This is a genomic window from Oribacterium sp. NK2B42 (assembly GCF_000424445.1).
In the GTDB taxonomy this organism is placed as follows: domain Bacteria; phylum Bacillota; class Clostridia; order Lachnospirales; family Lachnospiraceae; genus Oribacterium.
Map to the genome: position 1 here is coordinate 126,554 of NZ_AUJX01000003.1, position 15,787 is coordinate 142,340.

Sequence of the window (15,787 nt, forward strand, 5' to 3'; positions counted from 1 at the left end):
ACCGTGATAGACTGATAAAAAGAGGTATAATCATATCTTCGGGACATGGTTATATTTCTTTGCTACTTCCTCGATTTGAGATTGTTGCTAAAACTTATGAATAAGGTCTCCCAAACAAGGAAATAAAACTAGAAATGCCTAAGAATATTAAGAAATAGCGGCCGATGTTGAAAAATGAGATAATGGCAAAAAGCAGGCTTATAAAAGTGCTCCGGGTCCTGCTTTTGATTGATTCCGTTTGCGTATTCGTATTGATAGGGCTCAGCATTTTCATAATGAGCAGCCAGTACCATAATCCCCTGAAACCCGACAGAGCCATTTCTTCTTCTGAGGAGATTGCATCCGCTATGCAGGAGACGGACAAAGCTGTTACTGTTTTTGAGGCAGAGGATCTTTATGTTTTCTGTCCCAACTACAGCAATATCACATTCGTTTCCGGAGAAAGACCCTCCAAAAGTGACGAATCAATAAAGCTTTGCGTCGCAGCAGCGTTTCAGGCGACTTATAATCTCAGGTTTGAAGAAGACGAGGTCGTAGGCTGGCACTCCATAAACGGAAGGCTTGAGCGCGGAAAACCAGAAAAGAACCTGGGGGCCTTTACTTATATAGACGGAGAGGCACGCATCTGGAATGTGGACGAGGCGGAAGACGCCATCAAAAATGCGGCTGCTTCGGGCGGGACCGGATATCAGCAATTCATTGTCTTATATGATGGAGAACACGGCGGACACGACAGCGATGAGTTCAGATGTTACAGAGTACTGGCGATTCTTAATGATCAGATATGCATCATTGATTCAAAGACTCAAATGCATTACGGCAAATTTATTTCCGCACTGGAAAAACTGGGAGTAAGATATGCGCTTTACTGCGATATGGGAAGCGGATGGAATTACTCATGGTATAGGGATGTGGATGGAAAGGCCATCGATATCATAGGCTCACCTTGGCCTTTTTCTCACAACTGGCTAGTATTTGAGTGAAATTTCAGATTTTTTAACACCAGAAAACATTCCATTTTTGGTAATTATGGAACCGTATGAAGAAAATACGGACACAGACAATCTTTGCCGGCAAGTTCATATTCATATTCATATTCCATATGCTCCCATTCTTTTCCTCTCCAGTAGTTCATGACGCAGATCCCGTCACTGTTTTTTACCAGAAGCTCTAATTCGTCAGAATAGCCCGTGTCATCGTACCAAAAAGGAATGCACAGAAGCATTTCTATATTCCGCGCTTTCGCATATTGGTAGGCCCTTTGGACTTGCTCTGCAAAATCAGCCAAAATTTTCGAATTGTCTCCATCCGGCTTCCATTCCTCGCGTCCGTAAGGCTCTATATCAAAGATCACGCCCGAAAAGCCTTGTTTTCCACGTTTTAAGGCTCCATGCATTTCATTCAGATCCATCATCGGATCGCCACAAAGCAAATAGACATCATAATCGGAAAGCAGCTTTAAAGTAGCTTCCTCCCGGCCTTTGGGAATTTCCTGAAATATTGTTCCTATCGACAGCTTTGATAAATTTTGAAGGACTGAAAGATCGTCAGGGCTCCATGAAAACACAGCGGGTTGTGTTTTCGAAAGCTGAATTTGACTCATATACTGGTTTTGGTGATGCTTGCTATTTCCATTGTGGGACTCACCGCATGTCAGACTAAGAATAATCAGATGGTACAGAGTCCCGAAGCTGTTTTAGGCGAAGAGACACAAGAAGGTGATGAAACACCTGCAGAAATGCCTGTTACAGGCAATGCTTTGGATAGTGCTATACAGGATGATGAAGGAAACACAGATGAGGAAGCAGATTCATTAACGATGCGGAAGTTCTCTGATGATATCAAGCGTGCCGAAAGCGTCTGTCCATATGACGGCGGTATCCTCATTTCCAATTTTGGCGATTTTTCAAGAGGATATGTTTTATACAGGAAAAACGAAGATACACAGATGTTTATAGCTCCCGGCAAAGGACTGACCCAGCCTACCGGCATGGCAGTCGGAAATAGCATGCTTTTTGTATGTGACGGTGATGCGGTCAAGGTATATGAGCTTGCGGATCCAGGGAATGAATATCGGGAAGTGCATATTGACACGATGTCAAAATGTATGTATAATTCATCTTGACACGAAGTCAGAATACAAATTACGGAGGGCAAATATGCCAAAAGGATCACCGGAAAGAACCGCAGCAAGAAAAGAAGAAATCATAAGTGCCTGCGAGAAGCTTTATCAGAGCATGAGTTTTAAGGATATTACGCTTAAAGAGATCGGAAACGAAACCTCTTTCTCAAGGCCTACGATATACAACTATTATCAGACAAAAGAAGAGATATTCCTGGCTCTTTTTGAAAGGGAGTATATCCGCTGGAACGAGGAACTTACGTCTATTCTTAAGGAAAACGAAAAGCTTGCAAAAGAACAGATCGCTGAGAAACTGGCGGCATCCATTGCAAACAGACAGCAGCTGTTAAAGCTCCTTTCCATGAATAATTACGATATGGAGGCTAACAGCAGACCTGAGCTTCTGACATCCTTTAAGGTTGCCTATGGGGATTCAATGAAGAATGTATGTATGATCCTCACAAAGTTCTGTCCGGAGAAGTCGGTTAAAGAAATTCAGGATTTCATTTATATATTCTTCCCTTTTATGTTTGGGATATATCCATACACTGCAGTAACGGATAAGCAGAGGGAAGCCATGAAACAGGCAAATGTGGACTATGTATACCAGTCCATTTTTGAGATAACAAACAACTGTCTGCTGAAGCTTTTATAAAGAGAGGCGGACCGATACAAAACAACAAAGTTAAGGAGGACAACAGCGCATGGGCAATCGCAAAGGGTACTCTTCCGATCATCGGAGTGACCAAGGAAAATCAGGTACTTGATGCAGTAAAGGCTGCAAATATCACACTTACAGATGAGGAAGTATCTTCACTTGAAAAAACAGCAGACAGTTTGGAACTAAATGTAATTCGTTTTTGGGAAAAGGAGATGAAATAATATGGCTAAGAAAAATATCGGAGCAACACTGGCATTATATCCATGCCCTGTGATCGTGGTTGGAGCAATGGTAAATGATAAACCCACATGGACTCTAGTGGCACATGCAGGAACTGTGGCACACAGTCATCTGATGGTGTCACTGGTACAGGCACACTATATCAATAAGGGTATCCGTGAAAATAAGAAGCTTTCCATAAATGTGGTAGATGAGTCATGGCTTGCGCATGCTGACAAGATGGGAACAATCAGCGGAAACAAAGAAGATAAGTCCGAAGCTTTTGCATGGACAATGGGAGAAAACGGAGCACCTCTTATTGATGAGGCTAAGGTTTCCATTGAATGTGATGTTGATGGCAACTATGAACTGGAAAACTTCGACCACTTTATCTGCAAGATTCTTGCTACCTATGCTGATGAAGAAGTTTTAAATGAGCAAGGCAAAATCAATTACCACACCTTTAAACCGGTATTGTTTGAATTCCCGACCTATGAGTATTTCGTTACCGGAGAAAAGGTCGGAAACTGTGGAAAGATGAACTGATTTTTCAAGTCTCTGGCCTGCAAAGGTCAGAGGCTTGTTATGCATAAGAAGAAAGGACAGAAAAAATGGCAGGAAAAACATTGGTGGCTGTATTCTCAGCAAGCGGTGTAACTAAAAAAGTAGGAGAAGAGATAGCCAGTATCGCAGGTGCGGATCTCTTTGAAATTGTTCCAAAGGAAATATATACAGATGATGACCTTAACTGGATGAACAAGCAGAGCAGGAGCAGTGTTGAGATGAATGATCCCTCTGCGAGGCCTGAGATTTCGAGTACAGTATCAGACATGGCTTCCTACCATAAGGTGATCATTGGATTTCCTATCTGGTGGGGACTGGCTCCGAGGATCATAGAGACCTTCCTTGAAAGCTATGATTTCAGCGGAAAGACAATCATTCCTTTCTGCACATCCGGAGGGAGCGGCGTAGGAAGAAGTGACGAAGAACTTCATAAGAATGTAAAGGGTGATGTGAAGTGGGAAAAAGGCACACAGATCAATCGCTCGGATGAAGCTGTGATTAAAAAGTGGCTTGATGAAGTACTTTAAACGGAAAGGAGTCAGGCAATGAAATATACAAAACTTGGAAATTCTGATTTGAATGTATCCCGTATATGCATGGGTTGTATGGGATTTGGAGATGCGACGAGAGGACAGCACAGCTGGACGATTGACGAAGAGCATTCGAGAGAAATCATAAAGAAAGGTCTGGATCTTGGAGTTAATTTCTATGATACAGCTATAGCATATCAGAGTGGAACCAGTGAGCAGTACGTAGGACGTGCACTCAGAGATTTTGCAAAGCGTGAGGATGTGGTTGTTGCGACCAAGCTCCATCATATAGAAGGCGCAGCAAATGCTGTGGACATTGAACTTACGGATGATGAACTGAAATATCTCGAAGAACCATATGTACCTCATCCGCTTGCAGGTGTTATGGCGCAGAATAAGAGAACTGACACATCAAAGAAACATGTATGGTCTATAGGAGATCAGAAGATAGAGGGAGGTAAAGAGTAATGAGTGAGAAAATTGTACAGACAGCAGGAAGAGAGCAGCTTGGTGAGTTTGCACCCATGTTCTCGCACTTGAATGACGACATACTATTTGGTGAAGTGTGGAATGAGGAAGCCATTGATGTAAAGACAAAATGCATCATTACGGTAGTGTCACTTATGGCATCCGGCATTACAGACTCATCGCTTTCATATCACCTTCAGAATGCGAAGACGCACGGAGTTACAAAGGAAGAAATTGCTGCAATTATAACTCATGCCACCATGTATGTAGGATGGCCGAAAGGTTGGGCAGTATTCCGTCTTGCAAAGGAAGTATGGAATGAAGAAGTGCCCGAACTGACAGAAAAAGACAGATATCAGAATTCGATATGTTTCTCTATAGGAGATCCGAACCCTTACGGACAGTTCTTTGTTGGACAAAGTTATCTTGCTCCTGTATCTACTGAGCAGGTATCTGTATTTAACGTAACTTTTGAGCCGGGATGCCGTAATAACTGGCACATCCATCATGCAAAGAGCGGTGGTGGTCAGATGCTTATCTGCATTGGCGGAAGAGGATATTATCAGGAATGGGGTAAAGATGCGGTTGAGATGACACCCGGTAAAGTAATAAACATTCCTGCTGAAGTAAAACACTGGCACGGAGCAGCGCCGGATTCGTGGTTCTCTCATCTTGCAATTGAGGTCGCAGGTGAAGAGGCGAGCAATGAATGGCTGGAAGCTGTATCGGATGCAGACTATGGAAAATTATCATAAATCATAACAGGAGGAAGCGAAAGATGTAAGGTGGTGTGAACTAAATGAAGATAACAATACTTATGGGAAGCCCCAACAAAAATGGCTCAACAAGTATTTTTGCAGATGAGTTTAAAAGGGGTGCAGAGGAGGCCGGTCATACCTGTGAAGTCATAGATGTGTGTCATGCCAATATTCATCCTTGCATTGGGTGTGTAGCCTGCGGATACGAAGGACCTTGCATTCAGAATGATGATGTGGAGATGATAAAGGCAAAGCTTCTGTCATCAGATATGGTGGTGTTTGCAACACCACTATATTACTATGGCATGAGTGCGCAGTTGAAGGCTGTAGTGGATAGATTCTGCGCTTATAACAGCAGCTTAAACAGAAGGCATTTGAAATCGGCGCTTCTTACGGTGGCGTGGAATGCGGATGATTGGACCTTTGAAGCCTTGGAATCGCATTACAAAACTCTGGTACGTTATATCAACTTCGAGGATAAAGGCATGGTTTTAGGATATGGGTGCGGAAGTCCTGGGATGACGAAGAAAAGCAGATATCCGGAAGATGCATACAGGCTGGGAAGGAGTTTGTAAATAATGAAGAATAAGGCGATGCTTGAATTCATTCTGCTTATAGTTACAATGTTTACGCTGAGTGCCTGTGGAAATAGTGAAGACGCAGCTTCAACGGAGGTAATAAGTGATGAAGCTATGATTCAAAAAATAGCTGAAACAAAGCAACCTGAACAAATAGAGGATAATACAGGTGACCCAAATGTGACAAGGCAGGGTTCAGTAGAGGATACGGTTTCTGAAAATGTATCTAATTCCGTTGTGTATTTTACATCAGATATATCCACAGAGGGACTTGTCAAGATATACGAACAGCTTGAATGGCAACCAACTGGCAATGTGGCAGTGAAGATATCGACAGGAGAACCGCCGTCCAGCAATTACTTAAGACCGGAGCTGATCGGTAATTTAGTGCAGCAGGTTGACGGGACAATCGTGGAGTGCAATACAGCTTACGGTGGTTCGCGTTCCAGTTCCGCTATGCACAGGCAGGTGGCAGAGGATCACGGATTTACCGCCATTGCGGACTTTGACCTGATGGATGAAGAGGGCGAAGTGGAGTGGTCCATGTCCGGAGGGAAGAGACTTGACAGGATCATCGTCGGAAGCCATGCAGAGAACTATACGGATTGGGTAATACTTTCTCACTTTAAGGGTCATGCCATGGCCGGATTTGGTGGTGCAATCAAGAATGTCGGTATAGGCATATCCTCACCAAGTGGTAAAGTATATGTCCATACGGCAGGAACCAAGACAAGCGGAAGCATATGGTACAGCGATCAGGATGCATGGCTGGAAGCCCTGGCAGAGATGGTCAAGGGTTTTAATGATCATGTCGGAAGTGAGCATATTGTCTATATCAATGTTATGAACAGACTCTCTGTAGATTGCGATTGTGATGGGAATCCTGCTGAGCCTGACATTCATGATATCGGCATCCTTGCAAGCTTTGATCCTGTTGCTTTGGATCAGGCCTGCGTTGATCTTATCTATCAGGCAGAGGGAAATGAAGCCCTTGTCAAACGTATGGAGTCACTGCACGGTGTTCATACACTGGAACATGCAGAAGAAATCGGTCTGGGAAGCCGTACCTATGAACTGGTGAACATAGATGAATAATATTATGGCACTGATTCAAAGAGAATTTATCTATATATGGTACTATTTTGAAATTCAGCTGCGACAGATCTTTTGGTACTGGATAATCGGAATGGCAATCGGATCACTGATATCCGTGTTTGCCAAAGACAAGATCCATGGAGCCTTTGCAGAACTTCAGGGAAAGAAACTTGGACTTCTTGGAATAATTCCCGCTTGTATTCTCGGAATCCTGTCACCGCTGTGTATGTATGGTACAATCCCTATCGCAGCTTCATTTCGAAAACAGGGTATGCGTGAGGATTGGCTTGCCGCATTTATGATGGCATCCATTCTTTTAAATCCTCAGCTTATTATATACAGCGCGGCTTTGGGCATGACGGCACTTGTTGTCCGAATTGTTACATGCTTTCTGTGCGGATGTTTTGCGGGTCTATTATTGTTCCTGTTTTACAGAGATAAAGACTTTTTTGATTTTGAAGGATTTGAGGAACTTGCGAGTCACGATACGCATCCGAATCCGGTGATTCGTTATTTACTGAATTTTTGGAGAAATGTAAAGGCAACGGGAATATATTTTCTCATCGGAATACTGTTGTCAGCACTTTTTCAAAGATATGTTCCGCAGAATTTTATGGTAAATGTTTTTGGTGGAAATGAAGCCTGGGGCGTTCTTATGGCGGCCACCATAGGTGTGCCGCTCTATGCCTGCGGTGGCGGAACAATACCGCTTTTGCAGGCGTGGCTTATTGACGGAATGAGCATGGGAAGTGCTTCGGCATTTATGATTACGGGTCCGGCTACAAAAATCACTAACCTTGGCGCTTTAAAGATTGCAATAGGGTGGAAATGCTTCTTGTTATATATCCTGTTTGTTATGCTGTTTTCATTCACATCAGGACTAATCGTCAATATATTCATATAATCAGATAGCAGCACGACCAGTTAGGATCTTGTATTATGGTTATTTTCTTCCCTTGCAACTGCAAGAAAATATCTGAGATTTTCTATTTCCATCAAAACCTCCATAAAGCTGACAATTTATATGTTATTCCAAATACGAATATCATGATATTTATTTTATTCATTAGCGAAAACATGGTCAAGGATTTACTATGAAGTCAGAAGGAGAAAAAAGATGGATACCAAAAAGATTCTTGAAGGCCTTACGGACATGGGCTGTGATGAGAAAGAAATAAGCTTTATGAAAAAGATGTATGAAGAAGGGGATACAGATACGCTTCTTCGAGATCTTAGAAAATGCCGGTGCCATCTTATGGATGAGCTTCATGACAGCCAGAAAAAAGTTGATAACATGGATTTTTTGATAAGACAGATTCAAAAAGAGAAATGATTAAAACGGAGGAATGTAAAATGATCAGAAAAGAAGAACTAAACCTTGTAAACGAGTGGGATAAGACCTTTAAGAAAAGTGATAAGGTTGACCACAGCAAAGTCACATTTGTAAACAGATATGGAATCACTCTTGCAGCGGATATGTATGTTCCAAAGAATGCAGAAGACAAGCTTCCTGCAATTGCTGTATGCGGACCTTTTGGAGCAGTAAAGGAGCAGTGTTCCGGTCTCTATGCTCAGACAATGGCAGAGAGAGGTTTTTTGACGATAGCATTTGACCCTTCCTTTACAGGAGAGTCCGGTGGAAATGTAAGATATATGGCATCCCCTGATATCAACACGGAAGATTTCATGGCTGCAGTAGATTTCCTTTCTTTAAATGAGAAGGTTGATCCTGACAGAATAGGAATCATTGGTATCTGTGGTTGGGGAGGAATGGCTGTAAACACAGCAGCTCTTGATACAAGGATCAAAGCTACAGCTGCAATGACAATGTATGACATGACAAGAGTAAATGCCAAGGGATATTTTGACTCCGAGGACAGCGAGGAAGCAAGGTATCAGAAGAGGGCTGCCATGTGCGCTCAGAGACTTGAAGACCTTAAGGCAGGTGAGTATAAGCTTGGCGGCGGTGTAGTAGATCCACTTCCAGAGAATGCACCTTTCTTTGTGAAAGACTATTATGATTACTACAAAACTGACAGAGGTTATCACAAGAGAAGCCTTAATTCTAATGGTGGCTGGAATGTAATCGGCTGTGAATCCTTTGTTAATCAGCCAATACTTAAATACAGCAACGAGATCAGAAGTGCAGTTTTACTTGTTCATGGAGAAAAGGCTCATTCATGTTATTTCTCAAAGGATGCGTATGCAGATATGATCAAAGACAGCAAGTATGCAGGTAACAAGGAACTAATGATAATCCCTGATGCAGTACATACTGATCTATATGATGGCGGAGATAAGGATTATATTCCTTTTGACAAGCTGGAGAGCTTCTTTAAGGAGAACCTGAAATAATGATAACGGTTGAAGAGATACTGGAATATCTTAATTCGGATAGAATAGAGGATATGACAGAGGAGATGCATGAATGTTCCATGAGGCAGAGTCAGGCGGCCATAAAGCAGACTATGGAATTAAATACCAAATATCATACACCGGAAGAAATAGTCAGGATCATGTCAGAGCTGACAGGTGAGGAAGTGGATGAAAGCTTCAGGCTGTTTCCACCTTTTTATACGGATTTTGGGAGAAATATCCATATCGGAAAAAATGTATTCATCAATTCCGGCTGTAACTTCCAGGATCAGGGTGGCATTTACATCGGAGATAATACCTTGATAGGGCATAGGGTCGTATTAGCAACTTTGGATCATGACTTGAATCCTTATGACAGGCATCTGATCTGCGCGCCTATACATATTGGAAACAGAGTATGGATTGGAGCAGGAGCCATTATCACCAGAGGAGTTACGATCGGTGACGGTGCTGTAATTGCAGCCGGAGCAGTTGTAACTAAAGATGTAGAGGAAAACACAATTGTGGGAGGCGTTCCCGCAAAACTGATTAAGAAGATAGAAAATGTCGTGCCAATAGAAAAGAAATAAAGGATGTTTGAGATGAAAATGATTTTGATAGTATTCTGCATGACAATCATGTTTTGTATGAGCGCCTGTTTAGGAAATACAATAAGCTCTGGTGATAATCAGAATGCAGTAACTGAAATATCAACATCAGAAAATGTTGAAACAGAAAGCTCAGAAGAGAATGTCATGTCGGAGGGGACTGCTATGTATCAGCTGGCAGAAAAAGATGAATCAGTAGATGATGAAGCTATTGAAGATAGTACAATGATAATGAAGATTGGCGATACAAAAGTTAATGTGGAGTGGGAAGACAACCAGGCTGTAGAAAGACTGCGGGATATGGCTAAAGATGGTGATATTACCATTCAGATGTCAATGTATGGCGGTTTTGAACAGGTGGGTTCCATAGGACAGAGCTTGCCACGAGATGATAAGCAGACAACAACATCATCAGGTGATATAGTTCTGTATTCAGGAAACCAGATGGTGGTGTTTTATGGTTCCAACAGTTGGTCATACACAAGGCTAGGTCATATATCTGATAAAGATGAAGCAGAGATGGCAGGTCTTCTTTCTAATGGTGATGTTACTATAACCATTAGCAGGGAATAAGCGGATTTTAAGAAATGTCTGCAAAATGTCCCCTTGCTGTCTGTTTTCAGGCTTTTTTGAGTGTGTTATATTTACAATAGACAAAGAAATGAGGAAAACAAAAAACACCTCACTTCCGAGTCCATTTCTTTTGCAAAAGAATATCGGCTGATTTAGCGTCAGCTCAAACCTGAGCAGATTTATCCTTATGTTTCTAACTTGCCATGCTATAATATCTGAAGGAAAATATGACGATGTAATTTTAAAAGGCATATTTGGAGAAAAGAGATGTCGATTGCAAAAACGCAGACCTCCGAGAGCTTTCGATTAAGTGCGTTGCTTTCATTTTCGGGAGGATTACAAGACGCATATACTTATAACGTGAGGGATGGTGTATTCGCAAATGCCCAGACCGGTAATGTGGTACTGATGAGCCAGAACTTTATGCAGGGAGAGTGGGATAAGGGATTGCATTATATGCTTCCGCTCATATCATTTGCTGCAGGTATTTTTCTGGCTGAAAGGGTCGAGAGCAGGTTTAAGACATGCAGCAAGATCCATTGGAGACAGATCATACTTTTCATAGAGATCGCAATGCTTTTGGCGGTAGGATTTATGCCGTCAGGGTTAAATATGCTTGCAAATATCATGGTATCATTTTCATGTGCCATGCAGGTGCAGACTTTCAGAAAGGTTCATGGGTACGGATACGCCAGTACGATGTGTATCGGCAATCTGAGGAGCGGTACGGAAAGCCTGTCACAGTATTTCAGATCAAAAGAGAAGAGATCCTTGTATAAGGCATTGCATTTCTTTGGCATTATTCTTATCTTTGCCATAGGAGCCGGCATCGGAGGGGTACTTTCCGCAAGGTTTGGTATTGGAACAATATGGATCTCACCGGCTATTCTTCTTGGGGTAGCCTTGATGATGATAAAAGAATGATAGATGAGAAAAATGATTATTAGAAGATATACGGAAAATGACGTCATCGGGTGTGAGTCTTTCATAAAGATCTGTATGACGGTGGTGATAAGGATTATATTCAGTTTGATAAATTAGAGAAGTTCTTTACTGAGAACATGTAATTGCTTTTTGTATGGCGGATACCATCGTATACGGGGTATCTGCCATTATATTATGACTAAAGAAGGCGCCGGGAAGACTGAAGAAAGTAGCCATGTTTTTGGCCTCCGGTGATCCCGATATGTATGACGGAGCCAAATTCTCTTATGACGGAGACTTCCTCGGGTATCTTGGACTTGAGGATATGGGGATTTTTACGAATCATGACAAGGGAGTTATGGAAAAGATCAGTGAGATGGTACAGAGGATGTGATGGGATGAAAAGAGTATTTCTGGGTTTATTGCTTTTTGTCATGCTTTTTATTGTTTCAGCCTGTACGGGAAAGGATACTGACAGAGAAACAGAGCAACTGACCGAAGACACTTCGACCAGTTTTGAATCAGACACAGCTATGCCGATAGAGGATGATGCGGAGGAAACAGAAAATCAGGAGACTGAAATGATAGATATGGGTATATTTGATTTTGAAACAAAAAAAGTAATGCTTAACAGCGGATATGAAATGCCAATCATGGGGCTCGGAACGTATGCCCTTGATCATGATACCTGTGTAAGTTCAGTTAAGGCACTTCTCCAAAACGGCGGCAGACTGATCGATACGGCATATATGTATGGCAATGAGGACGCTGTGGGTGAAGGAGTCCGTCAGGCAATGGAAGAGTACGGTATTCCCCGCGAAGAAATATTTGTGATCACAAAGATATATCCAAGCCAGTTTGGTGATCCTGAAGCTGCTATAGACATGGCGCTTGAAAAACTTGATATAGGATACATCGACATGATGCTTTTACACCATCCCGGGAATGGGGATGTGGAAGCATACAAGACGATGGAAAGATATGTGGAAGAGGGAAAGATCAGGTCTCTTGGTTTGTCGAACTGGTATGTGGAAGAGCTGACGGATTTTCTGCCACAGATTACCATTACTCCGGCTCTTGTTCAAAAAGAGATCCATCCATACTACCAGGAACAGGAAGTTGTTCCGTTCATTCAGGAGAAAGGTATTGTAGTTCAGTGCTGGTACCCTCTGGGAGGAAGAGGACATACATCAGAACTTCTCGGTGATGAGACTATAAAATCCATCGCAGAAGCTCACGGAGTATCATCTGCACAGGTCATTTTGCGTTGGGATCTGCAAAGAGGCATTGTGGTCATACCGGGATCAGGAAATCCGGATCATATAAAAGAGAACCTCGATCTGTTCGGGTTTGAACTGACAGAAGATGAAATGGAGATGATTTTCCTGTTGGATCGGGACGAAAAGCATGATTGGTATTGACAGAAAATTACTATAATGTAAGTGGCAGAGCAGTCGAAGCCTTTAAGGACGGATTGAAACTGAAATAATAATAAAGATCGGAGGAAAAACAATGTTAGGTAATTTCAGCTACAAGAATGCAACAAAACTATATTTTGGGGATGACTCCCTTAAGTATCTGAATGATGAACTTCCCAAGTATGGAAAAAATGTTCAGCTGATCTATGGAGGCGGATCCATCAAGAAAAACGGTATATATGATGAGATCAGGCAGATTCTTAAAGATTCGCTTTAAACGGAGGACGAACGAATGAATAAAGTGCTCATCTTAAACGGGAGCCCACATCAACACGGTTGTACAGCGACTGCACTTGATGAAATGATCAAAGTGTTTGAAGAGGAAGGAGTCGGGACAGAACTGATCCAGGTAGGAACAAAAGATATCAGAGGCTGTATTTCCTGTAACAAATGCAGCGAAACCGGAAAGTGTGTGTTTGATGATCTCGTAAATGAAGTCGCACCCAAGCTTGAAGAAGCGGATGGTCTGGTTGTGGGAAGTCCGGTATACTATGGATCTCCAAATGGAAATATCATTTCCTTCATGGACAGGTTGTTCTACAGCACACATTTTTCAAAGCATATGAAGGTAGGAGCCGCAGTAGTAAGCTGCAGAAGAGGAGGCAATACGGCAAGCTTTGATGTATTGAACAAATACTTTACCATCAGCGGTATGCCGGTGGCGTCTTCAACTTATTGGAATCAGGTACATGGATTTACTGCGGATGATGTCAAAAAAGATCTGGAAGGACTTCAGACCATGAGAAACCTTGCACGGAATATGAGCTTTATGATCAAGGCGTTTTCTGATGCCAAGGTGAAATACGGTTATCCGGAAGTTGAGAGAGGATGCTTCACCAGCTTCCCGGATGGCAAGTGATCGGCGGTATAAAAAAATGGTTGGAAAGAATAACATGGCAGAATCAGAACGGAAAGTTCTAACATGGTGAAGATGATTGTAACTGTTGAAATTACAACAAGCCTGCGTTAGAATGAGAACATAGAGACGTACCGTGTCCCGTGTACACAGGATAGTATGGTACGGATCGGAAATGGAGACATAATAATGCAGATTTCGAGCAGATTTACGGTGGCATTACATATCTTTGCCTGTGTTGATACATTTAAGGATCAATATAAGGTGACCAGTGACTTTCTGGCATCGAGCATCAATACTAATCCCGTCATAATCAGAAAGATACTCACGCAGCTAAAGAATGCCGGACTGATCAATGTAGCCAGGGGAACCGGCGGAATCGAACTGACAAGAGATTTATCAGAGATAACCTTCTTTGACGTATATGAAGCGATCGAACCTGTGGAAGACGGCGACCTGTTCCGATTTCATGAAGCACCAAATCCAGACTGTCCGGTTGGAAGGAACATTCATGCGCTTCTGGATGATAAGCTAAAGGCGATCCAGAATGCGATGGAAGCGGAAATGAAGAAGTACACGCTTCTGGATCTACGGACAGGGATGAAGGAACTTCTGGCTAAAGAAGCTTAAGAGAAGGGACTCCGGTAAACAGCCGGGGTCCCTTTTAAGAAGGAGAAGAGGATGGAGACAAAGGACTATTTTAACTATGTAGTTCATGAGATACACAGGACAATCGTGGCGACAGTAGATGATGAAGGCCTTCCGGTCACTGCGGAAATTGTATGACGGCCTGTCCGGTGGGAGCGGTGGTTAGGAGATGATCGACATGAAGAATATAACGCAGGAAGAACGCCTGGATTATCTGGTTGAAGCGTTTAAGACGGATTCCGGGGAATATAAGGATATCGAAACGCCAAAGGATGCGGAAGGTAAAAGGAGGATCCTCAGATCGCTCATGAACATCCGAATGCCGCGGAATATTTCGTCTGATGTGCTGCGGGTTCAGGATGAATATCTGAAAGGACGCAGTGAAGAGAAAGGAATGAATGCCGTGAGATATTTTAGTAGAAGTATGTCCTATGGGAAGGGAAGCAAAGAAGAGCAGATAAGCCGACTGAAAAAAGAGATTAATGAAGCCGATGCAATTATTATTGGTGCAGGGGCAGGTTTATCCACATCTGCAGGATTTACATACAGCGGAGAGCGCTTTCAGAAGTACTTTTTCGATTTTGAAGAGCAGTATGGCTTTCATGACATGTATTCCGGTGGATTTTATGTGATGCGGTTAGACCCTGAAACTTCATGGGCCTACTGGGCGAGAAATATTTATATCAACCGCTATATGGGAGCACCAAAGCCTGTATATGATATGCTGCTGGAGTTGGTTAAAGAAAAAGATTATTTTGTGATTACAACTAATGTTGATCATCAGTTCCAAAGGTCTGGCTTTGATAAGAAAAGACTGTTCTATACTCAGGGAGATTATGGCCTGTTCCAAAGTATCAATCCGAGGGTCAGGAATACCTATGACAATGAAGATTGGGTTATGAAGGCGATGGAAGCCCAAGGTTTTATTTTGGATGAAACCGGCGTTTTTCAACTTCCAGAGGATGGAAAAATCAGTATGAGGATACCAACTAAACTGATTCCTAAGTGCCCTGATGATGGAAGCAATGTTGCCATGAATCTGAGAGCGGATGATTCATTTGTGGAAGATGATGGATGGTATAGGGCATCCGCAGCATATTCTGATTTCATCAGAAGACATGAAAATCTGCATGTTCTTTATCTTGAACTTGGAGTTGGAGCCAACACTCCTGTTATAATAAAGTATCCTTTCTGGCAGATGACATTGGTAAATGAGAAGGCTGTTTATGCCTGCTTAAATTATGGTGAAGCATTCTGTCCGGAAGAAATTGAAGATAGAAGCATATGTATTGATGGTGATATTGGGGATGTTTTAAGTAATGTCTGCAAAATGTCCGCATAATGTCTGCA

Annotated in this window: 21 protein-coding genes and 2 pseudogenes; 22 read left to right on the plus strand and 1 reads right to left on the minus strand. The window is 42.4% G+C overall.

The genetic code is table 11. From position 1 onward, the window contains the following. Positions 1 to 182 precede the first annotated feature (182 nt). The gene (locus G625_RS0100685) at positions 183 to 983 is read left to right on the plus strand and encodes a hypothetical protein (RefSeq protein WP_156884980.1); all 801 of its coding nucleotides are present in this window, start codon (positions 183 to 185) and stop codon (positions 981 to 983) included. A 44-nt stretch (positions 984 to 1,027) separates the two neighbouring features. On the opposite strand, the gene G625_RS0100690 is transcribed toward G625_RS0100685, so the two are convergent. Next, positions 1,028 to 1,603 (minus strand): hypothetical protein, encoded by a 576-nt coding sequence (locus tag G625_RS0100690; protein ID WP_029199567.1) that lies wholly within the window; start codon positions 1,601 to 1,603, stop codon positions 1,028 to 1,030. On the opposite strand from G625_RS0100690, the gene G625_RS0100695 reads away from it, so the two are divergent. From G625_RS0100695 to G625_RS0100805, 21 genes and pseudogenes are all read left to right on the plus strand, one after another. Next, positions 1,595 to 2,125, plus strand: a complete 531-nt coding sequence (locus tag G625_RS0100695) for a hypothetical protein (RefSeq protein WP_156884981.1) — start codon at positions 1,595 to 1,597, stop codon at positions 2,123 to 2,125. The genes G625_RS0100690 and G625_RS0100695 overlap by 9 nt on opposite strands. A 34-nt stretch (positions 2,126 to 2,159) precedes the next feature. After that, on the plus strand, positions 2,160 to 2,777 hold the full coding sequence (locus tag G625_RS0100700) for a TetR family transcriptional regulator (RefSeq protein ID WP_029199569.1): 618 nt from the start codon (positions 2,160 to 2,162) through the stop codon (positions 2,775 to 2,777). A gap of 56 nt (positions 2,778 to 2,833) precedes the next feature. Beyond that, positions 2,834 to 3,004 carry a hypothetical protein gene (locus G625_RS22670; protein ID WP_330364933.1) on the plus strand — a complete coding sequence of 57 codons (171 nt, stop codon included), beginning with the start codon at positions 2,834 to 2,836 and terminating at the stop codon, positions 3,002 to 3,004. Between the two features lies 1 nt (position 3,005). After that, positions 3,006 to 3,548 carry a flavin reductase family protein gene (locus G625_RS0100710; protein WP_029199570.1) on the plus strand — a complete coding sequence of 181 codons (543 nt, stop codon included), beginning with the start codon at positions 3,006 to 3,008 and terminating at the stop codon, positions 3,546 to 3,548. A 65-nt stretch (positions 3,549 to 3,613) separates the two neighbouring features. After that, the gene (locus G625_RS0100715; RefSeq protein ID WP_029199571.1) at positions 3,614 to 4,093 is read left to right on the plus strand and encodes a flavodoxin; all 480 of its coding nucleotides are present in this window, start codon (positions 3,614 to 3,616) and stop codon (positions 4,091 to 4,093) included. Between the two features lie 18 nt (positions 4,094 to 4,111). Next, a pseudogene (locus G625_RS23580) lies at positions 4,112 to 4,375 on the plus strand (aldo/keto reductase); the annotation flags it as partial. Positions 4,376 to 4,563: 188 nt separating this feature from the next. Beyond that, the gene (locus G625_RS0100725) at positions 4,564 to 5,319 is read left to right on the plus strand and encodes a carboxymuconolactone decarboxylase family protein (RefSeq protein WP_029199573.1); all 756 of its coding nucleotides are present in this window, start codon (positions 4,564 to 4,566) and stop codon (positions 5,317 to 5,319) included. 44 nt (positions 5,320 to 5,363) lie between these two features. Next, positions 5,364 to 5,897 carry a flavodoxin family protein gene (locus G625_RS0100730; protein ID WP_029199574.1) on the plus strand — a complete coding sequence of 178 codons (534 nt, stop codon included), beginning with the start codon at positions 5,364 to 5,366 and terminating at the stop codon, positions 5,895 to 5,897. Between the two features lie 3 nt (positions 5,898 to 5,900). Then, positions 5,901 to 6,995: a DUF362 domain-containing protein gene (locus tag G625_RS0100735; RefSeq protein ID WP_029199575.1), complete on the plus strand. Its 1,095-nt coding sequence runs from the start codon at positions 5,901 to 5,903 to the stop codon at positions 6,993 to 6,995. Continuing rightward, positions 6,988 to 7,899, plus strand: coding sequence for a permease (locus tag G625_RS0100740; protein ID WP_330364925.1), 912 nt, complete (start codon positions 6,988 to 6,990; stop codon positions 7,897 to 7,899). The genes G625_RS0100735 and G625_RS0100740 overlap by 8 nt, the downstream gene beginning before the upstream one ends. Positions 7,900 to 8,112: 213 nt before the next feature. Further along, positions 8,113 to 8,328 carry a hypothetical protein gene (locus G625_RS0100745; protein WP_029199577.1) on the plus strand — a complete coding sequence of 72 codons (216 nt, stop codon included), beginning with the start codon at positions 8,113 to 8,115 and terminating at the stop codon, positions 8,326 to 8,328. Between the two features lie 20 nt (positions 8,329 to 8,348). After that, positions 8,349 to 9,350 carry an alpha/beta hydrolase gene (locus tag G625_RS0100750; RefSeq protein WP_029199578.1) on the plus strand — a complete coding sequence of 334 codons (1,002 nt, stop codon included), beginning with the start codon at positions 8,349 to 8,351 and terminating at the stop codon, positions 9,348 to 9,350. Positions 9,351 to 9,352: 2 nt separating this feature from the next. Next, positions 9,353 to 9,940 carry a DapH/DapD/GlmU-related protein gene (locus tag G625_RS23390; RefSeq protein WP_029199579.1) on the plus strand — a complete coding sequence of 196 codons (588 nt, stop codon included), beginning with the start codon at positions 9,353 to 9,355 and terminating at the stop codon, positions 9,938 to 9,940. Positions 9,941 to 9,952: 12 nt separating this feature from the next. Further along, a complete protein-coding gene (locus tag G625_RS22215; RefSeq protein ID WP_242826562.1) occupies positions 9,953 to 10,531 on the plus strand; it encodes a cyclophilin-like fold protein in 579 nt (192 codons plus the stop codon). Positions 10,532 to 10,798: 267 nt separating this feature from the next. Then, positions 10,799 to 11,455 carry a YoaK family protein gene (locus G625_RS0100765; RefSeq protein ID WP_029199581.1) on the plus strand — a complete coding sequence of 219 codons (657 nt, stop codon included), beginning with the start codon at positions 10,799 to 10,801 and terminating at the stop codon, positions 11,453 to 11,455. Positions 11,456 to 11,690: 235 nt separating this feature from the next. Then, a complete protein-coding gene (locus tag G625_RS21765; protein WP_242826563.1) occupies positions 11,691 to 11,849 on the plus strand; it encodes a hypothetical protein in 159 nt (52 codons plus the stop codon). A gap of 4 nt (positions 11,850 to 11,853) precedes the next feature. Next, positions 11,854 to 12,876, plus strand: coding sequence for an aldo/keto reductase (locus tag G625_RS0100780; RefSeq protein ID WP_084152697.1), 1,023 nt, complete (start codon positions 11,854 to 11,856; stop codon positions 12,874 to 12,876). A 91-nt stretch (positions 12,877 to 12,967) separates the two neighbouring features. Next, positions 12,968 to 13,138, plus strand: a pseudogene (locus tag G625_RS17775) (iron-containing alcohol dehydrogenase); the annotation flags it as partial. Between the two features lie 27 nt (positions 13,139 to 13,165). Next, the gene (locus G625_RS0100790) at positions 13,166 to 13,792 is read left to right on the plus strand and encodes a flavodoxin family protein (protein WP_004604708.1); all 627 of its coding nucleotides are present in this window, start codon (positions 13,166 to 13,168) and stop codon (positions 13,790 to 13,792) included. A 186-nt stretch (positions 13,793 to 13,978) separates the two neighbouring features. Next, positions 13,979 to 14,419 (plus strand): Rrf2 family transcriptional regulator, encoded by a 441-nt coding sequence (locus G625_RS0100795; RefSeq protein ID WP_029199583.1) that lies wholly within the window; start codon positions 13,979 to 13,981, stop codon positions 14,417 to 14,419. A 412-nt stretch (positions 14,420 to 14,831) separates the two neighbouring features. After that, positions 14,832 to 15,779: a hypothetical protein gene (locus G625_RS0100805; RefSeq protein ID WP_084152709.1), complete on the plus strand. Its 948-nt coding sequence runs from the start codon at positions 14,832 to 14,834 to the stop codon at positions 15,777 to 15,779. Positions 15,780 to 15,787: the final 8 nt, after the last annotated feature.